A 19618-nucleotide genomic window follows, 5' to 3' on the forward strand; every position below is an offset into this window, starting at 1 on the left:
CTGCACCAAGCCTGACGACCGCGAAACACAGGAAACGAAATGCTCCACTTCAGCCGCTGGAAAACAGTTTCCATTCTGACCGTTATTCTTCTCGGTCTTATTTTCGCAATACCAAGCCTGTTCTCGCAGCAAACAGTTGATACGTGGCCCGATGCATTGCCCAAGAGTCGCATCAATCTGGGCCTTGACCTTCAAGGCGGTGTTCACCTTCAGGTGAAAATCGACGAAGAAGGACTGATTGAGGAGCGGCTCGAAACACTCAACGGCGACATTCGCGCGGCCATGTTGAGCGGCGAAGGCGGTCGCATCGGCTATCGCGGTATCACAGGGCAGGGCCGTGAAGTGCGCGTGCGCCTTTTGAAAGCCGAAGATGCAACTGCCGCCAAAGAGCGGCTCGCTGTTTTGCTGGAACCCGTCAACGCCGCTGGCAGCCTGCTCGCGGGCCTTGGCGTGGTTGAAGTTGAATTGAGCGAAGAGACAGACACGCAACTCGTCTACAGCCTCACCGACGAGGGCATCGAAAACCGCATTCGTTCCGCTGTATCGCAGTCTATCGAAGTTATCCGCCGCCGGATTGACGAACTCGGCACGACCGAGCCGATTATCCAGCGGCAGGGCACAGACCGCATCATTGTTCAGGTGCCGGGTTTCGATGATCCCGAGCGGTTGAAAGAAATTATCGGTGAGACTGCCAAGCTGACTTTCCGAGAAGTCAACGAGAATGCCAATCCGCTCGACGCCATGCGCCAAGGCGGCCGCGCGCCTGCAGGCTATGAATTGTTCATGACGAACGACGACGAGCCGCGCCCTGTTCTTGTTGAAAAACGCATCAGGATTTCAGGCGAAGATCTGGCCGACGCTCAGGCAGGTTTTGATGGGCAGACAAACGAACCCATCGTGTCATTTCGCTTCAACCTGAAGGCGTCTCGCATCTTCTGCGAATACACCCAGAACAACATCGGCAACCGCTTTGCCGTCGTGCTGGACACGACCGTTATTTCTGATCCAGTTATTCGCTCTGCGATCTGTGGCGGCTCCGGCCAAATTTCGGGTAATTTCACCACGGAAGCGGCCAATGACCTCGCGGTCTTGATGCGCGCTGGCGCACTTCCGGCGAAGATTACATTCGTAGAAGAGCGCACCGTTGGGCCGGGTTTGGGGCAGGACTCAATTGATGCTGGCCAAAGCGCCTCCATCGTGGCTGGTATTCTGGTCATCGTTTTCATGGTGGCAGCCTACGGTCTGCTCGGTGGCATTGCGACAATCGCACTGACCGCCAACGTCATCCTCATCATCGCGGCGCTTTCCGTGTTGGGCGCAACGCTTACCTTGCCCGGCATCGCTGGTATTGTGCTGACGATTGGTATGGCGGTGGATGCCAATGTGCTGATTTTCGAACGGGTGCGGGAAGAAAGACGGGCAGGACGATCTATCGTCCAAGCCGTCGATATTGGCTTCCGTCAGGCGCTCTCGACCATTCTCGACGCGAACATCACCACACTGATTGCCGCGTTCATCCTGTTTTATCTAGGCTCCGGCCCTATTCGCGGTTTCGCAGTCACGCTGGCCATCGGTATCATCACCTCGGTCTTTACAGCATTTACGATGACGCGCCTTCTGATGTCCGTCTGGCTGCGCACGCAAAAGCCGAAGGAGCTCCCAAACGGGCTGTTCCGCCTTGTGCCAGAGGGCATGAAAGCCAAATTCATGTGGCTGCGCAAAGTGTCGTTCCCAACTTCCGCGGCGCTTTTGATCGGTTCTCTCGCAATGTTTGTGATCGCGAATCTGAACTATGGCATCGACTTCCGCGGTGGCACATTGATCGAGTACCAATCGAAATCTGAAGTCGCAGACCTTGGCGATGTGCGAGAACGGCTCTCGCAGCTTAATCTTGGCGACGTGCAGGTGCAGGAATTCGGCAGCCCGAACGAATTGCTCATCCGTATTGAAAGCCAGGGCGCGGGCGACAACGCGGAACAGAGCGCTTTGCTAAAAGTGCGTGATGCGATGGATTCCGACCACACATTCCGCCGCCAAGAGGTTGTGGGGCCAACGGTTTCCGGCGAATTGGCGCAGGCCGGCACGATTGCCGTTCTCGTCTCGCTGCTGGCGATCATGGTCTACATCTGGTTCCGCTTCGAATGGCAGTTTGCGCTCGGCGCCGTGCTGGCAACAATGCACGATGTGATCCTGACCATCGGTATGTTTGCGGTACTCCAACTGGAGTTCTCGCTATCGTCAATCGCGGCCATTCTCACGATTGTTGGCTATTCGTTGAACGATACGGTGGTGGTCTATGACCGAATCCGAGAAAATTTGCGGAAATACAAGAAAATGCCGATCCGCGACCTGCTGGATATGTCGATCAACGACACGCTGTCACGCACGGTGATGACCTCGGTGACGACGCTGTTGGCCTTGCTGGCGCTGTATTTCCTCGGTGGCGAAGTGCTGTCGGCCTTCACCTTCGCGATGATCTTCGGCGTTGTGATCGGAACGTATTCGTCAGTGTTCATCGCCGCCCCGCTGCTCATTCTATTCCAGCTGCGCCCCGGCGCGATGGATAAAGTGGATGTGTCGCCCTATGCCGGCAAGGAACAGCAGGAAGTGAGTTGATATGGCGGTGACGCCAAATCGGCCGTCGAAGGCGAAGGCCAAACCGCGCGGTATCGAAATTCGCGACGCCCACTTTCCCGGTCGAGCGCCTGTCGACAGCTACGGAAACGGAGGCTTCCGTTTTGCCGACATGTCCCATCGCGGTTCCATTCTATGTTTGCCAAGCGGCATTTACGGATGGTCGGCCAGTGAAATGGCGGATCTAACCAGCACTGCATTCGAGCAAGTCTTTCGCGAAGAAGGCATCGAATTTCTCATTTTGGGAACCGGCGGCAATCTGCTTCCGGTTCCGCAAGCCTTACGCGAAGAGTTCGCGGAACGCAGCATCCGCATTGAGCCGATGAGCACAGGTGCTGCGGCCCGCACATTCAATGTGCTTTTGGCCGAGGGCCGCGCTGTCGGCGCGGCACTTTTGGCCGTCGATTGAGATGGCAGATGCACGCGACACGTTCGCGGAAGAGTTGAGCACACTTAACAATGGTTTGCGCGAAAGCAGCCGTGATCTCTATCTTGCAACGCTGTTGATGCCAGAGCCGGTTCGTGCACTCGCTTCGGTTCTGTTCGCCTATCATGTGGACCTGAGCAACATCTCCCGCCTTGTTTCCGAGCCAATGGCAGGCGCAATTCGTCTGCAATGGTGGGCAGATGTGATGAACGGTGAGCGGGCAGGCGAGGCGCAGGCGCACCCGCTGGCGCGAACGGTGCTTGCTCTTCTCGAAAAGCACGAATTGTCGTCACATGTGTTGGCGGAAAAAGCACAGGCCCACGAATTTGATCTGTTCGCGGAACCGATGGAAAATCGCGCCATGCTGGAAGGCTATTTCGGCGAGACGCGCTCGGTACTTTTTCAACTGCTGTGCACGGCCTTGGCAGGCCAGCCGACCAACGACACCGCAGATGCCGCAGGCCACGCAGGCGTCTCCACCGGCATCGTCGCCAGTCTGTTTGACTTTGAGCGCCGCCGCCAAATGCGCCAAACCATCGTACCGCAAGATATGCTGCGCGCGGCGGGTATGGATGATGATCGGTATTTCGCAGCCGAACCAGCCGATCTAGCACTCGTCTTTGAAGCCTATTGCGATCTGGCTTGGGAACATCACGAAAAGGCAGCCGCCGCTATCGCAAACTTGCCCAAAGAGTTACGCGGCATATTCGCTCTGTGTGCGCTGACGCCGACATATCTGAGTGCACGCCAGGCGCAGAACGGTGCTGTCGTTGATCTGCAACCGCTCTCGCAGTTGCGCACACAATGGCTGCTTTATCGGCAGAAACTCTAGAAGTTATTCGGCAGCTACCGGTGCTTGGTTTTCCAAGGCCAACCATTCGTCAGCATCGCGCAAGGCTCGTGCTGCGTAAGCGTTCTTCTTGGCCACCGCTTTGTCCTTGCCTCGCCACCGCCCCTCGTGCCCCTCCGGTTTTGAGAAGGTCACGGGCGGGAAAAGCCCAAAGTTCACATTCATCGGCTGAAAGCTCTTTTTACCCGGCGCTTCTTCATACGCGATGTGGCCCTTGGTGATGTGGTTCAACAACGCACCGAATGCCGTCGTCTCCGGCGGTAAAAGCGGCGTTCGGCCAGCGCGCTCCTCTGCGATGAAGCGACCGGTCAGCAGGCCAATGGCAGCCGATTCTACATAGCCTTCACAACCCGTGATCTGTCCGGCAAAGCGGATATGGGGCAGTGACTTCAGACGTAGGGTCTCGTCGAGAAGAGTCGGTGAATTGATGAAAGTGTTGCGGTGCAAGCCGCCGAGGCGTGCAAATTCTGCATTTTCCAAGCCCGGTATCATGCGGAATATTTCCGCCTGCGCACCATAGCGCAACTTGGTTTGAAATCCGACCATGTTGTACAGCGTGCCAAGCGCATTGTCCTGACGCAGTTGCACGACAGCGTAGGCTTTCACATCGGGATTGTGGGCGTTCGTCAGCCCCATCGGCTTCATCGGCCCATGGCGCAACGTCTCGCGGCCCCGTTCAGCCATAACCTCGATGGGCAGACAGCCGTCGAAATAAGGGACATTTTCCCATTCTTTGAATTCGGTCTTATCACCCGTCAGCAATGCGTCGATAAAGGCTTCGTATTGGTCGCGGTCCATCGGGCAGTTGATGTAATCCTTCCCGTTTCCGCCAGGGCCGACCTTGTCGTACCGCGATTGAAACCATGCCTTGTCGAAGTCAATTGAATCAGTGTGAACAATCGGCGCGATGGCATCAAAGAAGGACAGGGCTTCTTCGCCTGTTTCAGCGGCAATCTGCTGTGCCAAAGCGGGCGCTGTGAGCGGCCCTGTTGCGATGATGCATGGCCCCCAGTCTTCCGGCGGCAGGCCCGCAACTTCTTCGCGGGATATCGTGACGTTCGGCAGCTTTTCCAGTTCGGTCGTGACATGCGCTGCAAAGCCAATCCGGTCTACAGCCAGTGCGGAGCCGGCAGGAACCTTGTTAGCGTCTGCGCAGCGCATGATAAGCGAATCCGCTCGCCGCATTTCTTCGTGCAAAACGCCGACCGCGTTCGTCGTGTGGTCGTCAGAGCGAAACGAGTTAGAGCAGACAAGTTCGGCAAGCGAATCTGTCTCGTGGGCATCGGTGCCGCGTACGGGGCGCATTTCGTGGAGAACAACGTCATAGCCACGCTGTGAAAGCTGCCAGGTCGCTTCGGAGCCTGCCAGTCCACCGCCGATAATGTGAACAGGTGTTTTTGTCATGGAAACGAGATAGCGGCACAGACCCTTTCATTCAACTGCGAAGGTTTGCTATAAGCGCGAAACAGTCAATTCGCCGCTCCGCGCTGCCTTTCAAGATACGGCCAACTCAATGCGATCTTCTCTTTTCGCGCTTTGCGGCGTTGTTGCTCTTACCGCCTGTTCCCAAAGCGTCGGCACATCGGGTTCGCTCAGTGCCTATTCTGCGCCCATTTCATCAGTCACTGTCTGCTCTGGCTATGGCTGTGTGTTGAAGGATCGAATGACGTTTTCCCCTGCGCAAGAAAGCCGATTGAAGGCCATCATGGCATCAGCCAGCGCATCGCCTGAAGCCGAGCGTGCAGCCATCAAGCAGGCGATTGCTGCGATGGAAAAAATGAGCCAGAAAACGCTCCGCCTCGTACCGGATGTTGGGCGTTCATGGCAGCGGTATTCGGGCGGCTTGCGTGGGCAGATGGATTGTGTGGACGAAACGCGCAACACGCAGAGCTATCTGGGCTATCTTGCCAGCCGTGGCTGGCTAAACCATCACAGTGTTGCGCGCTCTTATGTGGGGAAGGGCATCGTTCTTGATGGCAACATGCCTCACCGCTCCGCAGTGATCGTCGCGAAATCTGGCACCCGCTATGCGGTCGATTCATGGCCAAAAGACAACGGTGCTCCACCGCTGATCGTTCCCGTGCCGCAATGGCGCAAAATGGATATTTGAGACGTTTCGCTGTCTTTGAAAAGCAAAACGCCCGCAAGATCTCTCTTGCGGGCGTTTTTAATGGGACCGGCAATGTCAGGCTACTGGGAGGAAGCGCCGATTATTGCTCTGCTGATCCTCCGTCTGGATGCCGTGGGAGGAACGGATCGTCGAGACGGTAATCAGTGATTAGCGCTTGCTGGAAGCACGCTTTGCGATGAACGGAATGTCGCCGCGCGAAATGCCCAGATCGTCGAGCTCGCGGTTGGACAGGCTGTAAAGCTCGTTGCGTGTCTGGCGAACGCGGTTCCAGGTGCGGACAGTGTTGAAGATATCCATGGTTCTAACTTTCTGCTTTGGGCATCAAGCCCGATGGGGGAGATCATTGTTTCGAAACGCTGTGTTTCGTTGACCCTCATTTAGGCCCGAAAAGCGAAAACGACGAGCGCAAAGACTGCAACTGAGCTATGCGTTTCACGCATGCGCTGTCTTACTTCTGACGCAACTCTTACCAAAACGTAAAGAAAGCGGCAAAACCGAGATTTACCTGCCTTACCACCGCCGCGTTTGCGGTCAGCGCAACGTTCGCCCTTACAGTTTAGATCATTCAGCCGCTTGCAACGCGTCCGATCCTGCACCAGGGCGACGCTCTAGCAATTCCTTCAGGAAATGGCCTGTGTAAGAGCGCTTCTCGTTCACCACATCTTCTGGCCGCCCGGCGGCCACCAATTCGCCACCGCCATCGCCGCCTTCAGGGCCGAGATCCAGAATCCAGTCAGCAGTTTTTATGACTTCGAGATTGTGCTCAATAACAGCCACCGTGTTTCCGGTATCAACCAATTCGTGCAGCACTTCCAGCAGTTTGGCGACGTCGTGAAAATGCAGGCCGGTCGTCGGTTCATCCAAAATGTAGAGTGTGCGGCCAGTGGCGCGTTTGGATAGTTCTTTCGCCAGTTTCACCCGCTGCGCTTCGCCGCCGGAAAGCGTTGTCGCCTGCTGGCCAATCTTGATGTAGTCGAGGCCAACCCGTTGAAGCGTTAGCATCTTGTCGCGCACGGCAGGGACTGCGGCGAAGAACTCGCAGCCTTCCTCGACGGTCATATCCAGCACATCAGCGATGGACTTGCCCTTGAACTGCACCTCAAGCGTTTCGCGGTTGTAGCGTTTGCCCTTGCACACATCGCAGGTAACATAGACGTCCGGCAGAAAGTGCATTTCGATCTTAATCACGCCATCGCCTTGGCATGCCTCGCAGCGTCCACCTTTGACGTTGAACGAGAAGCGACCAGGCTGATAACCGCGCACTTTTGCTTCCGGCAATCCGGCGAACCACTCGCGGATGGGGGTGAATGCGCCGGTATAGGTCGCGGGATTGGAACGCGGTGTCCGCCCGATGGGGGACTGGTCAATGTCGATGATTTTGTCGAGATGTTCCATCCCTTCGATGCTCTTGTAGGGAGCTGGAACGGAGCGGGATTTATTGATGTGGCGCGAGGCAGCCTTGTAGAGCGTTTCAATCAAAAACGTGGATTTGCCCCCGCCGGAAACGCCCGTAACTGCGGTGAACGTGCCCAGCGGGATCTCCGCATCGACGTTTTTGAGATTGTTGCCGGAAGCGCCGATGACCTTGATCTTGCGCTGCTTGTTGATCTTGCGCCGCTGGCGCGGAACATCCACTGACAGTTTGCCCGAAAGATACTGCCCTGTAAGCGATTTCTTCGATTTCATGATGTCCTTGGGCGTGCCCTGCGCGATTATCTCACCGCCGTGGATACCCGCCAGAGGGCCGATATCAACCACATGGTCAGCGGTCAGGATGGCATCCTCGTCATGTTCGACCACGATCACCGTATTGCCGAGATCGCGCAGGTGGCGCAGCGTTTCCAGCAGGCGAGCATTGTCGCGCTGGTGCAGGCCGATGGACGGCTCGTCGAGAACGTACAGCACGCCAGTCAGGCCTGAACCGATCTGCGAAGCCAAGCGGATGCGCTGGCTTTCGCCGCCCGACAATGTGCCAGAATTGCGCGAGAGTGTAAGGTAATCCAGCCCCACATCATTGAGGAAGCGCAACCGCTCGCGGATTTCTTTCAAAATCCGCCCGGCGATTTCCATCTGCTTGTCGGTCAGACTTTTGGGCAGTTCTTCAAACCAGACATTCGCCTCGCGGATCGACATTTCCGAGACTTGGCCCACATGCAACTGCGCGATGCGCACAGCCATGGATTCCGGCTTCAACCGATAGCCCATGCAGACGGAGCAGGGCTTGCGCGACATGAATTTCTCAATCTCTTCGCGCATCCACGCGCTGTCCGTCTCACGCCAGCGCCGTTCCAGATTGCCGATAACGCCCTCGAACGGCTTGGACGTCTTGTAGGTGCGCAAGCCATCGTCATAGACGAAATTGATGGTCTTTTTGCCCGTGCCATACAGCACCGCGTCCTGCGCCTCTTCCGACAAGTCGTTCCATTTGCTCGTGAGTTTAAAGCCGTAGACTTTGCCAAGCGCCTGCAATGTTTGCGCGTAATAGGGGGACGGATTACTGGATTTTGACCAGGGCACAATCGCGCCCTTGTTCAGCGCCACATCTCCGAGCGGCACCACAAGATCACGGTCCATCGTCTGCTGCGTGCCAAGACCATCGCAGGTGGGGCACGCGCCGAACGGATTGTTGAACGAAAAAAGCCGCGGTTCGATTTCCGGAATGGTGAAGCCAGAGACAGGGCAGGCGAATTTCTCGGAGAAGATCAGTCGTTCATGCGTCTCGTTGGCGCTCTTGTTCTTTGAACCACCGGCGGCGGTTTCATCAGCGGGCAGGGGCTTGTCGGCCAATTCTGCAACCGCCATGCCGTCGGTGAGCCGCAGTGCCGTCTCCAACGAATCTGCCAGCCGTGTTGTGATATCGTCGCGCACGACAACGCGGTCCACAACAACATCGATATCGTGCTTGTACTTCTTGTCCAGCGTCGGCGCATCGGCAATTTCGTAAAACTCGCCGTCAATTTTCACCCGCTGAAAGCCCTTTTTCATCAGCTCCGCGAGTTCCTTTCGGTATTCGCCTTTGCGGCCCTGAACGATGGGCGCCAGCAGGTAGAGGCGGGTGCCTTCCTCAAGCTCCATGACGCGATCAACCATCTGGCTAACAGTCTGGCTTTCGATCGGAAGGCCGGTTGCGGGTGAATAGGGAATGCCGACCCGCGCAAAGAGCAGACGCATATAGTCATAAATCTCGGTAACCGTGCCGACGGTCGAACGCGGGTTTTTCGACGTTGTTTTTTGTTCGATCGAAATGGCGGGCGACAGGCCGTCGATCTGATCTACGTCAGGCTTTTGCATCATCTCCAAAAACTGACGGGCATAGGCCGACAGGCTCTCGACATAGCGCCGCTGGCCCTCAGCATAAATGGTGTCAAAAGCGAGCGACGACTTGCCGGAACCGGACAAGCCAGTCATCACGATCAGGCTGTCGCGGGGCAGGTCGATATCGACGTTCTTGAGGTTGTGTTCCCGCGCACCGCGAACTGAAATGAACTTATCGTCGATGCGCTTTGCAGATTTGCGGGCGGCCATGGAATTTCCTTGCAGATTGGATCGGCTCGTCAGGCGCGGGGCGACGGCGGGAACGGGCAAGCAACACACTTAAACCCGTGACCTGTGCAAGCAAGGTCAATCCTGTCGCACCCGATTGCATCCACAGGTCGAATCAAGGGGCTTGAAGTCCCCTCGACGAGAACGTATAGTGAACATTCTGAGAGGGCAATCGTTTGAAAACGGTGGAAAACCAAGTTTGCATAAAGGTTCGAGCGGCGCTTTCATCACCATCAAGGTATCAGGAATACAAACGACCAATCTTCAGGAGCGATTGAGATGGCAGGCAGTGTAAATAAGGTCATTCTAGTAGGCAATTTGGGAGCGGACCCGGAAATCCGCCGCACGCAGGACGGCAAGGCAATTGCCAACATGTCCGTAGCCACGTCGGAATCCTGGCGCGACAAGAACACTGGCGAGCGCCGTGAAAAGACCGAATGGCACCGTGTTGTTTGTTTCAACGACGGGCTGAACAAGGTCATCGAGCAATACGTGAAAAAGGGCACGACCGTTTATCTTGAAGGCAATTTGCAGACCCGCAAATGGCAAGACCAGAATGGTAATGACAAATACACAACCGAAGTTGTGCTCCAGCCTTACACTGGGGTGCTGACGATGCTCGGCGGCCGCAACCAAGGCGGCGATCAGATGAGCGGCGGTTATGGCGGCGGCGGTCAATTGGATGGACCACCAGCAGGTGGCGGCTATGGCGGTGGTCAAGGTGGCGGCGGCAACCAGGGCGGTGGCTTTGGCGGCGGCGGCGAAATCGACGACGAAATCCCTTTCTAGGGCCAGTCAACAGATTTGCCGGGCAGCCATTCCATGACCTCGCTGTTCCAACGCCTCAAGACAGATTGTGCCGATGAATGGTGCAGCTACACCCACCATGCATTCGTGCGCGGCATGGGTGATGGCAGCTTGCCCGAAGCCGCATTTCGCGACTATCTGGTTCAGGACTATCTGTTTCTAATCCAGTTCGCTCGGGCCTACGCTCTGGCAACTTACAAAGCGCGCTCGCTGAGTGAAATGCGTGCGGGTCTGGACGGGCTCAAAGCCATTTTGGACGTCGAGATGGATCTGCACGTTCGACTCTGTGCAAAGTGGGGGCTGTCTACCGTCGATCTGGAAACCACGCCGGAAAAGCCACAAACCATCGCCTATACCCGCTTTGTTCTGGATGCTGGGCAGGCGGGGGATCTGCTGGACCTCTATGCCGCCCTGGCGCCGTGCATGATCGGCTACGGCGAAATTGGTAAGGCACTGCAAAAGCATGCGACGCCGGACAACCCATACGCCGAATGGATAGCCGAATACGCCTCTGACGGGTATCAGGAAATCATGGCCGCCAGCATCGCTAACCTTGATGCACTCGCAGTCGATATGCTGACCGAAAACCGCTATCCGCGGTTGAAGCACTTGTTCTCGCAAGCCACATTGCTTGAAGCCGATTTCTGGCAAATGGGTCTGGACGCCGAGCAGGACGAGAAGTGAGCGCAACGCCGCTTCCGCCGACGGATACACAGCCGCATTCGCTTCTGGCCGACTTTTCGGCCTCCGCCTTCACAATGGGCGTCCTGGCGTCAATCGTCGGCTTTTCATCGTCTTTCGCCATCGTGTTGGCTGCACTTGCGGCCTTGGGCGCAACACCTGCACAGGCGGCGACAGGCCTGTTGGCAGCAAGTCTTGCGATGGGCCTGTGCGGCGTCTGGTTCGCACTTCGCCACCGCGCGCCCATATCTGTTGCCTGGTCCACGCCGGGCGCAGCACTTCTCATCGGTGCGCCTGTTCTGGCTGGAGGTTACAACGAAGCCATTGGTGCCTTCATCATCTGCGCCTTACTGATCAACGTCACCGGATTGGTGAAACCGATAGGTGAAGCGATCAAGCGCATACCCCGGCCGCTGGCCAATGCGATGCTGGCGGGCATTTTGCTGCCGCTTTGCCTTGCGCCGTTTCGCGCAGCCGCTGAGATGCTATTTGCTGCGCTGCCGATCATCGCGGCTTGGGCTATCGCACTGCGCGTCAAACGGCTTTTCGCCGTGCCAGTTGCGCTCATCGTCTTTGCCGCCGTCTTGGCGAGCGGTATCACTGGAGCGCCGGAGCTGGCACAAGGCGCTCGCATTGAGCTATTTCCAAGCCTTCAGCCCATCGCGCCGATATTCTCCCTATCATCAATCATTTCTGTGGCCTTGCCGGTCTATGTCGTCACGATGGCCTCGCAAAATATCCCTGGAATCGCCGTGCTGGCGGTAAACGGGTACGATGTGCGGGCAGGGGCTTTGGTGCGCGATACGGGGGTGATCAGCCTTCTCAGTGCGCCCTTTGGTGCGATCCCCTCCAATTTATCAGCCATTGTAGCGTCTATGTGCTGTGGTGAAGATGTTCACCCCGATCGGAGCAGACGCTATTGGGCCGCTCTGATTGCGGGGCTGGGCTACATTTTGATGGGCTTGCTGGCGGGACCGATTGCTGGCCTTTTGCTCATCGCGCCTGCATCACTGATAGCAACGGTCGCTGGCCTTGCGCTTGTGCCCACCCTGTTGGCAAGCGCGGGAGAAGCCTTCGCGCCCGCGCAAGATCGAGAGGCGGCTGGCGTAACATTTCTCACCGCCGCTTCTGGCATAACTCTGTTGGGCATATCGGGCGCGTTTTGGGGGCTGGTCGCGGGTGGACTGGTCTACTGGCTGCTCAATGCTTACCGAAAGGGTGCAACATGAGACAAGAAATTGCCCACATCGCGCTGGTCGTTCGAGATTACGACGAAGCGCTTGCATTCTATTGTGGAAAATTGGGCTTTGAATTGGTGGAAGACACATACCAAGCCGAGCAAGACAAACGATGGGTGGTTGTGCGTCCGCGCGGGTCTCGCGGATCCACACTGCTGCTCGCCCGCGCATCAAAACCAGAACAAGAGGCTTTCATCGGCAATCAGTCAGGTGGAAGAGTGTTCCTGTTTCTTGCTACCGACGATTTCGCGCGTGATTTTGGGGCCATGAAACAAGCTGGAATAGCATTTGATCGCGACCCGATGGAGATGGATTACGGAACGGTTGCCGTATTTCGCGATTTCTACGGAAATCTCTGGGACTTGGTGCAATTCGCAGACGGTCATCCGATGGCGGTATAGCCTGCTTGTTCGGCCTCTTCGCGCCGCGATCCGGCTAGACAAGAACAACCTTTTGTCTCCAACGCCAAAAGGATAGCTGTGCCAGACCGCAGTCAGGCCCGTAAGCATATCGGCGTAGATCACCTTTTTTGAGCCGAGCGCAATATTTTGATCCTCTGTCCGTGTCCGTCTGTTTTGATGGGGCGGGCCATTCACCACAAAATGTAACCAGCTTCACCCGCTGGCCGCCTTTCCCGTGCTATGCAGATGGCAAGCCGGAGGCAACCGCTTGGCCGGTTCAACCAAAAGCACAAGCCTAGAAACAAGGACGCATTTGCGATGATGAAAACTGTGACTGGATTAATGTTCGCCTTATCGCTGCCCTGCGTGGCGCTCGCTGAAGGGGCGGACGTGGTTGGTGTGTCAAAGGTCCAAGCCAGCGACGGTTCGTGGCGCTTTCGGGTGACTGTCGCCCACGGCGACGAAGGCTGGGAACATTATGCGAATTCCTGGCAGGTGCTGGCGCCCAACGGCCAAGTGATTGCCACCCGAGTGTTGGCCCACCCCCATGTGGAAGAACAGCCCTTCACGCGCAACAAATCCGGCATCGTCATTCCCGAAGGTGTCGATGAGGTGATCGTTCGCGCAGGTGACAGCGTTCACGGCTTTAGTGGCAAGACAATGCGTGTGAAGCTTTCCGACTAGCCTGCCTTTACGAGCGCCAAAACACCATCGGCCACAAACTGAACTGCGAGCGCCGACAACAAAATGCCAAGCAGACGTGACAAGATAAGTCGGCCAGTCTCGCCCATCAGCGCGTCCACTTTCGGCGCAAGGCGAAAGGCAAGATAAAGCAGCACACCGTTTGCAACCAATGCAATCAGAGGAACAGAGAGTTCGACAACGGAAGTCGCTTCGGCTGCCAACAATATGGAAGCCGAAATCGCGCCGGGGCCGGCGATTAGGGGGATCGCGAGAGGGAAAACTGCAATCGACTGCAAATCCGCTCTCGTGACGATGCGCTTTGCCGTCTCATTCTGACGTTGGGCACGTTTTTCAAATACCATCTCAAACGCGATGTAGAACAACAGCAAACCGCCTGCCACGCGAAAAGCCGGCATCGAAATGCCCAGAACATCCAAAATGGCACGCCCGATGAACAGAAACGCCAGCAGGATAGCCAGGCCGATAAGAGTCCCGCGCAGGGCCACCACAGCCCGTTCCGCCTGCGTCATGCCTGCCGTCAGGCCGAGAAAAATCGCGGCCAGTCCCGGCGGATCAATGGTCACGAAATACGTCGTAAAGGCGTTCAGTAGGGCGTCAAATTCGATCATCTTGTACAAAAATACCGTTATCAGAACCGCCACACACAAACATGCGCAGTAGCGCGGCACAACACCACGCAACCGTGCGCCAACCACTTAATTTGCTCAAATATTGGTCGTAACGGCGATGCGGTGGAGCAATTAGTTTCGCATCGGTGGATAGCGCCCCTAAGACACTGAAAATATGATGAAAAATGGCGCGTTCATTTGTTCTCAAATTTGTGATCTGTGGCCGGTTGGGCTAGTTTTAACACTCTTGGTGCTGGCGATTCTGCGGGTGCTTTCTATTCGGTTTTAACCAGACACGTTTCATTCCAAAGCGTTTTTGAAAACAGCGGTGATCCCTTGATCGACGATACCTCCATTCCAGAAGATTCCGATCGCGAAGAAAATGGTTCAGATCAGGCCTCATCCGGCGGCGGTGACGGCGGAAGCGGCAGCGGCGGGAATAGTTCCGATGCCTCCGGTTCTGGCCGCGGGTCCGACCACATAGAACCAATTTCCATCGTTGCTGAGATGCAGCGTTCCTATCTCGACTACGCCATGAGCGTGATCGTCAGCCGTGCGCTGCCAGATGTGCGCGATGGACTGAAACCCGTTCACCGCCGCATCCTTTATGCGATGCACGAAATGGGCCTTGAGTATAACAAAGGCTACCGAAAATCTGCCGGTGTGATCGGTGAGGTGATGGGTAAATTTCACCCTCACGGCGATTCCTCCATATACGATGCTTTGGTGCGTATGGCGCAGGATTTCGCCATGCGTGCGCCCCTGATCGATGGGCAGGGCAATTTCGGCTCTATCGACGGCGATAAAGCCGCCGCGATGCGTTATACCGAGTGTCGCTTGGAAAAAGTATCCAGCGAGTTGCTGGCTGACATCGACAAAGAAACTGTTGATTTTCAGGCCAACTACGACGGCCGCGAGCAGGAACCAATGGTTCTGCCCGCACGGTTCCCGAATTTACTGGTCAACGGCGCTGGCGGCATTGCCGTTGGCATGGCAACCAACATCCCGCCTCACAATCTGGGCGAAGTGGTGGATGCGTGTCTGGAATTGATAGACGATCCGGCGCTGACGTTTGAGCGCTTGCTCGAAATCGTTCCCGGCCCTGACTTCCCGACTGGCGGCATGATTTTGGGACGCTCTGGAATTCGTTCGGCTTACGAGACGGGCCGCGGCTCTGTTTTGATGCGTGCAAAGGTCAATATCGAACCGTTCAAGGGCGAGCGGGAAGCCATTATCATCACCGAGATACCGTATCAGGTGAACAAGGCCTCCATGCTGGAGAAAATTGCCGAATTGGTGCGTGACAAGCGCATTGAGGGAATCTCTGACGTTCGCGACGAATCCGACCGTGATGGCTATCGCGTTGTCATCGAATTGCGCCGCGATGCGGTCGCAGATGTGGTGCTGAACCAGCTGTATCGTTTCACCCCGTTGCAAACGTCCTTTGGCTGCAATCTGGTGGCGTTGAACGGCGGCAAGCCTGAGCAAATGACGCTCTTTGATATGTTAAGAGCGTTTGTTAGCTTTCGCGAAGAAGTTGTTACAAGAAGGACGAAATTCCTTCTCAATAAGGTGCGCAATCGCGCTCATATCTTGGTCGGCTTGGCGATCGCCGTTGCCAATATTGATGAAGTGATTGCGCTTATCCGCAGTGCCCCTGATCCGGCCACGGCCCGCGAACAACTGATGACGCGCCGTTGGCCCGCAAAAGACGTCGCGCCGTTGATCGCTCTGATTGATGATCCGAAATATCAGGTCGATGAAAGCGATGGCACCTATATTCTTTCCGAGGAACAGGCCCGCGCAATCCTTGACCTGCGTTTGCAGCGCCTCACCGCACTGGGCCGTGATGAAATCGCCGATGAACTCAATAAAATTGGCGAAGAGATCAAAGACTACCTGGATATCTTGTCCTCCCGCGCCCGTGTTCAGGAAATTGTCAAAAACGAGTTGATCGCTGTCCGCGATGAATTCGCCACGCCGCGTCGCACCGAGATTCTCGACGGCGGCTTCGACATGGACGACGAGGACCTAATCGCCCGCGAAGACATGGTCGTGACCGTCAGTCACGGCGGTTATATCAAGCGTGTGCCACTGGCGACATACCGTGCACAGCGCCGGGGTGGCAAAGGCCGTTCGGGCATGTCCACGAAAGACGAGGATTTCGTCACGCAATTGTTTGTGGCCAACACGCACACGCCCGTCCTGTTCTTCTCGTCGCGCGGCATCGCCTACAAGATGAAGGTCTGGAAACTGCCACTTGCTGCGCCGCAAGCGCGGGGCAAGGCGCTCGTGAACCTGCTACCGTTGGAAGCCGACGAGCGTATTACGACGATCATGCCTCTGCCGGAGGATGAAGATAGCTGGCAGACGCTGGACGTAATGTTCGCCACCAAGGCGGGCACCGTGCGGCGCAATAAACTGTCGGATTTCGTTCAGGTGAACCGAAACGGCAAGATCGCCATGAAGCTGGAAGATGACGACGGAATCGTCGATGTTTTCACCTGCTCGGAAGACGACGATGTGTTGCTGACGACAGCGCTTGGGCAGGTCATTCGCTTCCGTGTGGACGATGTGCGGGTGTTTACGGGCCGTAATTCAGTCGGCGTGCGCGGCATTCGCTTGGGGAAAGGCGATGAAATCATCTCGATGGCGATCATGCGCCACTTCGATGCTGAAGCAAGCGAACGGGTTGCCTATTTGAAACAGGCTGCCGCCGCACGTCGTGCTGTCGAGGGCGAAGACGCTGATGTGGATGTTGTAGCCGTAGATGACGAGGAAGGCGCAGAAGAAGCGGCGCTTTCCGTTGAACGCTACGCCCAAATGAGCGCGGCGGAACAGTTCATTCTTACGATCAGCGAAAAAGGTTTTGGCAAACGTTCTTCGTCTTACGACTTCCGCATCGCCGGACGCGGCGGCAAAGGCATAAAGGCGACTGACCAGTCCAAGATGGACGAAATTGGCAAGTTGGTAGCTGCGTTCCCAATCGACGACGCTGATCAAATCATGCTCGTCTCCAATGCCGGACAATTGATCCGGGTGCCTGTCGATAACATCCGTATCGCCAGCCGTGCGTCCAAAGGCGTGACGGTGTTCAAGACCGCGCCCGACGAACAGGTTGTTTCCGTCGAACGCATCAGCGAGCCGGAAGAGGATGACGAGGTCGAAGCCGGAGACATTGCAGAAATACCCGATGCTGATGGCTCCAATGGTCCGGCGAGCGACACACCTCCTGAAACCGAAGGATAGCGTACCGTGCTTGGCATCGAATGGCCCATCTTGATCGCCTACACGCTGGGCTGCATAGCGCTTGTTGCGGTGCCGGGGCCAACGGTTACGGTCATCATCGCCAATTCCCTCCGCTCAGGCGCACGAGCAGGCCTTTTGAACGTTGCAGGCACGCAAGCGGGTCTGCTCATCATGCTAGCGGTGGTTGCTTTTGGCCTGGACTACATCACGACCTCACTCGCCTTCTTGTTCGATTGGTTGCGCTTAATCGGTGCTGCGTATCTTGTATGGCTCGGCTGGAAGCTGCTGCGGTCCGATGGTTCGCTTACGCAAGGCGAGCGTAAGAAGCCGAACGGTTCGTTCTTTTGGCAGGGCTTTTTGGTGATCTGGTCAAACCCCAAGGCTTTGCTGCTTTTCGGCGCAGGCATCCCGCAGGTGCTGTCGCTTGAAGGCAGCGCCATCGCGCAAACTCTGCTTCTGGGTGGGATTTTCATGGTGGTCGCCACCATCATCGACTCGCTCTACGCCTTCGCGGCTGGCTCGGCAGGCAACGCACTGACCAAACGCAACATCCGCACAACGGAAGTCCTTGGTGGCACATTCATGATGGGCGGTGGCCTTTGGCTGGGCCTCACACGCAATTCGTAAACCGCGCAAACCTTTGCGACGCGGCTAAAAACGATTAAGCCAATGCGGCTCAACAATTCGGATGCTCTCATGGCCCGCACAGCTTATTACCCCGGTTCCTTCGATCCGTTCACCAACGGTCATCTCGATATTCTGCTCCAAGCGCTTGCTGTTGCCGACCATGTGATCATCGCCATCGGCACGCACGCATCAAAAGTCGGCTTGTTCAGCTATGAGGAGCGTCAAACGCTGATCGAGCACGTGTTGGCAGAGCAGGGCGTCGAATTGGGCAAACGGGTGTCGGTCGCGACGTTCGATAATTTGGTCGTTGATGCTGCAAAGTCCGCGAACGCCAGTCTGCTCATTCGTGGCCTGCGCGATGGTTCCGATCTCGATTACGAAATGCAGATGGCCGGAATGAACGGCATTATGGCAGGTGAAATCCAGACCATCTTCCTGCCCTCCAGCCCGGAAACACGGCCCATCACCGCCACTTTGGTGCGACAGATCGCCAAAATGGGGGGGGATACGTCACATTTTGTGCCGGAAGTTGTGGAACGGGCTTTGCGCGAGAAACTGGCTAAGGCATAAGCCGCCAACAATCTGGAGTTACCTATGCGCATACTTTCATCCATCGCAGCTTTGCTGTTTGGTATAACCGTTTCCTTCACCGCCTTTGCGGCTGAGCCGGAAAACACACTCGTCCTGAAATTGAAAACGGGCGACGTGAAGATTGAGCTTTTGCCAGACGTTGCACCCAATCATGTGGAGCGCATCAAAACGCTGGCGAATGAAGGCTTCTATGACGGTCTAAAATTCCACCGCGTGATCGAAGGCTTCATGGCGCAAACTGGCGACCCGCTCGGCAACGGCACTGGCGGCTCCAAACTGCCCGACTTGAAGGAAGAGTTTTCAAACAAGGCCTTCGTGCGCGGCACACTCGGCATGGCACGCTCGCAAAACCCTGATAGCGCAAACTCGCAATTCTTCATCATGTTCGACGATGGGTCGTTCTTGAACGGCCAATACACAGTTTTCGGCCAGGTGCTTGAAGGCATGGAACATGTTGACCAAATCAAAAAGGGATCACGCGCAGCCAACGGCACTGTCGATAATCCTGACACGATCGTGCAAATGCGCACGGCCGATAAGCTGTAACTTTCAAAACAACTCTAAAAAGACATCAAAAGGATTTCCCGTGGCGGATTATAAAGACCCAGAAAACACACTTCTCATGGACACAAGCAAGGGCATGGTTGTGATCGAATGCCTGCCAGAGATCGCGCCAAACCATGTAAAACATATCAAAGAACTGGCCCGCGAAGGCTTCTACGACGGCGTTGTCTTCCACCGTGTGATCGACGACTTCATGGCGCAGGGCGGCGACCCGACGGGCACCGGCACCGGCGGTTCCGACAAGCCGAACCTGAAGGCCGAATTCAACGACGAGCCGCATGTCCGTGGCGTGTGCTCCATGGCCCGTTCGCAAAGCCCAGACAGCGCCAATTCGCAGTTCTTCATTTGCTTTGATGATGTGCGTTTCCTCGACAAACAATACACCGCTTGGGGCCGCGTGATCGAAGGCATGGAAAATGTCGACAAGTTTGCCCGCGGTGAGCCTGTTCGCAATCCTGACCAGATCAACACGATGAAGGTTGCCGCCGACGTTGAATAGTTGGCGTCTCCATCATGAACGATTGAGGGCGGGGGAAACTCCGCCCTTTTTGTAGGAAAATTG

At 56.3% G+C, this 19618-nt stretch carries 18 protein-coding genes; 14 read left to right on the forward strand and 4 right to left on the reverse strand.

Features of this window, described 5'->3' with window-relative positions; all coding sequences use genetic code 11:
• Window positions 1-39: 39 nt before the first annotated feature.
• From secD to ACFQ14_RS16010, 3 genes are read left to right on the forward strand one after another with little or no spacing between them, the layout of a single operon-like run.
• Window positions 40-2616: a protein translocase subunit SecD gene (secD, locus tag ACFQ14_RS16000; protein WP_377213764.1), complete on the forward strand. Its 2577-nt coding sequence runs from the start codon at window positions 40-42 to the stop codon at window positions 2614-2616.
• A 1-nt stretch (window position 2617) separates the two neighbouring features.
• A complete protein-coding gene (locus ACFQ14_RS16005; protein ID WP_377213765.1) occupies window positions 2618-3043 on the forward strand; it encodes an Mth938-like domain-containing protein in 426 nt (141 codons plus the stop codon).
• A 1-nt stretch (window position 3044) separates the two neighbouring features.
• Window positions 3045-3893 carry a phytoene/squalene synthase family protein gene (locus tag ACFQ14_RS16010; protein ID WP_377213766.1) on the forward strand — a complete coding sequence of 283 codons (849 nt, stop codon included), beginning with the start codon at window positions 3045-3047 and terminating at the stop codon, window positions 3891-3893.
• Between the two features lie 3 nt (window positions 3894-3896).
• Here the strand turns inward: ACFQ14_RS16010 and trmFO are convergent, their stop codons facing one another.
• Window positions 3897-5315: a methylenetetrahydrofolate--tRNA-(uracil(54)-C(5))-methyltransferase (FADH(2)-oxidizing) TrmFO gene (trmFO, locus tag ACFQ14_RS16015; RefSeq protein ID WP_377213767.1), complete on the reverse strand. Its 1419-nt coding sequence runs from the start codon at window positions 5313-5315 to the stop codon at window positions 3897-3899.
• A 109-nt stretch (window positions 5316-5424) separates the two neighbouring features.
• Here trmFO and ACFQ14_RS16020 point away from each other — a divergent pair, with 109 nt between their 5' ends.
• Window positions 5425-6021, forward strand: a complete 597-nt coding sequence (locus ACFQ14_RS16020; protein WP_377213768.1) for a hypothetical protein — start codon at window positions 5425-5427, stop codon at window positions 6019-6021.
• 168 nt (window positions 6022-6189) lie between these two features.
• On the opposite strand, the gene ACFQ14_RS16025 is transcribed toward ACFQ14_RS16020, so the two are convergent.
• Both ACFQ14_RS16025 and uvrA read right to left on the reverse strand, forming a co-directional pair.
• Window positions 6190-6339 (reverse strand): DUF1127 domain-containing protein, encoded by a 150-nt coding sequence (locus ACFQ14_RS16025; protein WP_377213769.1) that lies wholly within the window; start codon window positions 6337-6339, stop codon window positions 6190-6192.
• Window positions 6340-6603: 264 nt separating this feature from the next.
• Complete coding sequence (gene uvrA, locus ACFQ14_RS16030) at window positions 6604-9567, reverse strand: excinuclease ABC subunit UvrA (RefSeq protein WP_377213770.1); 2964 nt, start codon at window positions 9565-9567, stop codon at window positions 6604-6606.
• 297 nt (window positions 9568-9864) lie between these two features.
• On the opposite strand from uvrA, the gene ssb reads away from it, so the two are divergent.
• The 5 genes from ssb to ACFQ14_RS16055 all read left to right on the forward strand — a co-directional run bounded on the left by ssb (window position 9865) and on the right by ACFQ14_RS16055 (window position 13396).
• Window positions 9865-10374 carry a single-stranded DNA-binding protein gene (ssb, locus tag ACFQ14_RS16035; RefSeq protein ID WP_377213771.1) on the forward strand — a complete coding sequence of 170 codons (510 nt, stop codon included), beginning with the start codon at window positions 9865-9867 and terminating at the stop codon, window positions 10372-10374.
• A gap of 33 nt (window positions 10375-10407) precedes the next feature.
• Complete coding sequence (gene tenA, locus ACFQ14_RS16040; protein ID WP_377213772.1) at window positions 10408-11076, forward strand: thiaminase II; 669 nt, start codon at window positions 10408-10410, stop codon at window positions 11074-11076.
• A complete protein-coding gene (locus ACFQ14_RS16045) occupies window positions 11073-12302 on the forward strand; it encodes a benzoate/H(+) symporter BenE family transporter (RefSeq protein WP_377213773.1) in 1230 nt (409 codons plus the stop codon). Before tenA ends, ACFQ14_RS16045 begins: the two co-directional genes overlap by 4 nt.
• Window positions 12299-12712: a VOC family protein gene (locus tag ACFQ14_RS16050; RefSeq protein WP_377213774.1), complete on the forward strand. Its 414-nt coding sequence runs from the start codon at window positions 12299-12301 to the stop codon at window positions 12710-12712. The genes ACFQ14_RS16045 and ACFQ14_RS16050 overlap by 4 nt, the downstream gene beginning before the upstream one ends.
• A gap of 318 nt (window positions 12713-13030) precedes the next feature.
• Window positions 13031-13396 (forward strand): hypothetical protein, encoded by a 366-nt coding sequence (locus ACFQ14_RS16055; RefSeq protein ID WP_377213775.1) that lies wholly within the window; start codon window positions 13031-13033, stop codon window positions 13394-13396.
• On the opposite strand, the gene ACFQ14_RS16060 is transcribed toward ACFQ14_RS16055, so the two are convergent.
• Complete coding sequence (locus tag ACFQ14_RS16060) at window positions 13393-14025, reverse strand: MarC family protein (protein ID WP_377213776.1); 633 nt, start codon at window positions 14023-14025, stop codon at window positions 13393-13395. The genes ACFQ14_RS16055 and ACFQ14_RS16060 overlap by 4 nt on opposite strands.
• 507 nt (window positions 14026-14532) lie before the next feature.
• Between ACFQ14_RS16060 and gyrA the strand changes: the two genes are divergently transcribed.
• The 5 genes from gyrA (at window position 14533) to ACFQ14_RS16085 (ending at window position 19555) form a co-directional block, all read left to right on the forward strand.
• Window positions 14533-17274, forward strand: coding sequence for a DNA gyrase subunit A (gene gyrA / locus ACFQ14_RS16065; RefSeq protein ID WP_377213961.1), 2742 nt, complete (start codon window positions 14533-14535; stop codon window positions 17272-17274).
• A 6-nt stretch (window positions 17275-17280) separates the two neighbouring features.
• Window positions 17281-17901, forward strand: a complete 621-nt coding sequence (locus ACFQ14_RS16070; RefSeq protein ID WP_377213777.1) for a LysE family translocator — start codon at window positions 17281-17283, stop codon at window positions 17899-17901.
• A 69-nt stretch (window positions 17902-17970) separates the two neighbouring features.
• The gene (coaD, locus tag ACFQ14_RS16075) at window positions 17971-18471 is read left to right on the forward strand and encodes a pantetheine-phosphate adenylyltransferase (protein ID WP_377213778.1); all 501 of its coding nucleotides are present in this window, start codon (window positions 17971-17973) and stop codon (window positions 18469-18471) included.
• Window positions 18472-18495: 24 nt separating this feature from the next.
• Window positions 18496-19038, forward strand: a complete 543-nt coding sequence (locus ACFQ14_RS16080; RefSeq protein WP_377213779.1) for a peptidylprolyl isomerase — start codon at window positions 18496-18498, stop codon at window positions 19036-19038.
• A gap of 40 nt (window positions 19039-19078) precedes the next feature.
• Window positions 19079-19555: a peptidylprolyl isomerase gene (locus tag ACFQ14_RS16085; RefSeq protein ID WP_377213780.1), complete on the forward strand. Its 477-nt coding sequence runs from the start codon at window positions 19079-19081 to the stop codon at window positions 19553-19555.
• Window positions 19556-19618: the final 63 nt, after the last annotated feature.

The sequence above is a fragment of the Pseudahrensia aquimaris genome, from assembly GCF_042676045.1.
Classification (GTDB): domain Bacteria; phylum Pseudomonadota; class Alphaproteobacteria; order Rhizobiales; family Rhizobiaceae; genus Pseudahrensia; species Pseudahrensia aquimaris.

What these genes read in the sequence shown, in the direction of transcription:
- ssb (WP_377213771.1), top strand. Translation starts at nt 9,865, where the DNA reads ATGGCAGGCAGTGTAAATAAGGTCATTCTAGTAGGCAATTTGGGAGCG.
- ACFQ14_RS16080 (WP_377213779.1), top strand. Translation starts at nt 18,496, where the DNA reads ATGCGCATACTTTCATCCATCGCAGCTTTGCTGTTTGGTATAACCGTT.
- ACFQ14_RS16020 (WP_377213768.1), top strand. Translation starts at nt 5,425, where the DNA reads ATGCGATCTTCTCTTTTCGCGCTTTGCGGCGTTGTTGCTCTTACCGCC.
- uvrA (WP_377213770.1), bottom strand. Translation starts at nt 9,567, where the DNA reads ATGGCCGCCCGCAAATCTGCAAAGCGCATCGACGATAAGTTCATTTCA.
- ACFQ14_RS16055 (WP_377213775.1), top strand. Translation starts at nt 13,031, where the DNA reads ATGATGAAAACTGTGACTGGATTAATGTTCGCCTTATCGCTGCCCTGC.
- ACFQ14_RS16005 (WP_377213765.1), top strand. Translation starts at nt 2,618, where the DNA reads ATGGCGGTGACGCCAAATCGGCCGTCGAAGGCGAAGGCCAAACCGCGC.
- ACFQ14_RS16060 (WP_377213776.1), bottom strand. Translation starts at nt 14,025, where the DNA reads ATGATCGAATTTGACGCCCTACTGAACGCCTTTACGACGTATTTCGTG.
- secD (WP_377213764.1), top strand. Translation starts at nt 40, where the DNA reads ATGCTCCACTTCAGCCGCTGGAAAACAGTTTCCATTCTGACCGTTATT.
- coaD (WP_377213778.1), top strand. Translation starts at nt 17,971, where the DNA reads ATGGCCCGCACAGCTTATTACCCCGGTTCCTTCGATCCGTTCACCAAC.
- gyrA (WP_377213961.1), top strand. Translation starts at nt 14,533, where the DNA reads ATGCAGCGTTCCTATCTCGACTACGCCATGAGCGTGATCGTCAGCCGT.
- ACFQ14_RS16010 (WP_377213766.1), top strand. Translation starts at nt 3,045, where the DNA reads ATGGCAGATGCACGCGACACGTTCGCGGAAGAGTTGAGCACACTTAAC.
- trmFO (WP_377213767.1), bottom strand. Translation starts at nt 5,315, where the DNA reads ATGACAAAAACACCTGTTCACATTATCGGCGGTGGACTGGCAGGCTCC.
- tenA (WP_377213772.1), top strand. Translation starts at nt 10,408, where the DNA reads ATGACCTCGCTGTTCCAACGCCTCAAGACAGATTGTGCCGATGAATGG.
- ACFQ14_RS16025 (WP_377213769.1), bottom strand. Translation starts at nt 6,339, where the DNA reads ATGGATATCTTCAACACTGTCCGCACCTGGAACCGCGTTCGCCAGACA.
- ACFQ14_RS16050 (WP_377213774.1), top strand. Translation starts at nt 12,299, where the DNA reads ATGAGACAAGAAATTGCCCACATCGCGCTGGTCGTTCGAGATTACGAC.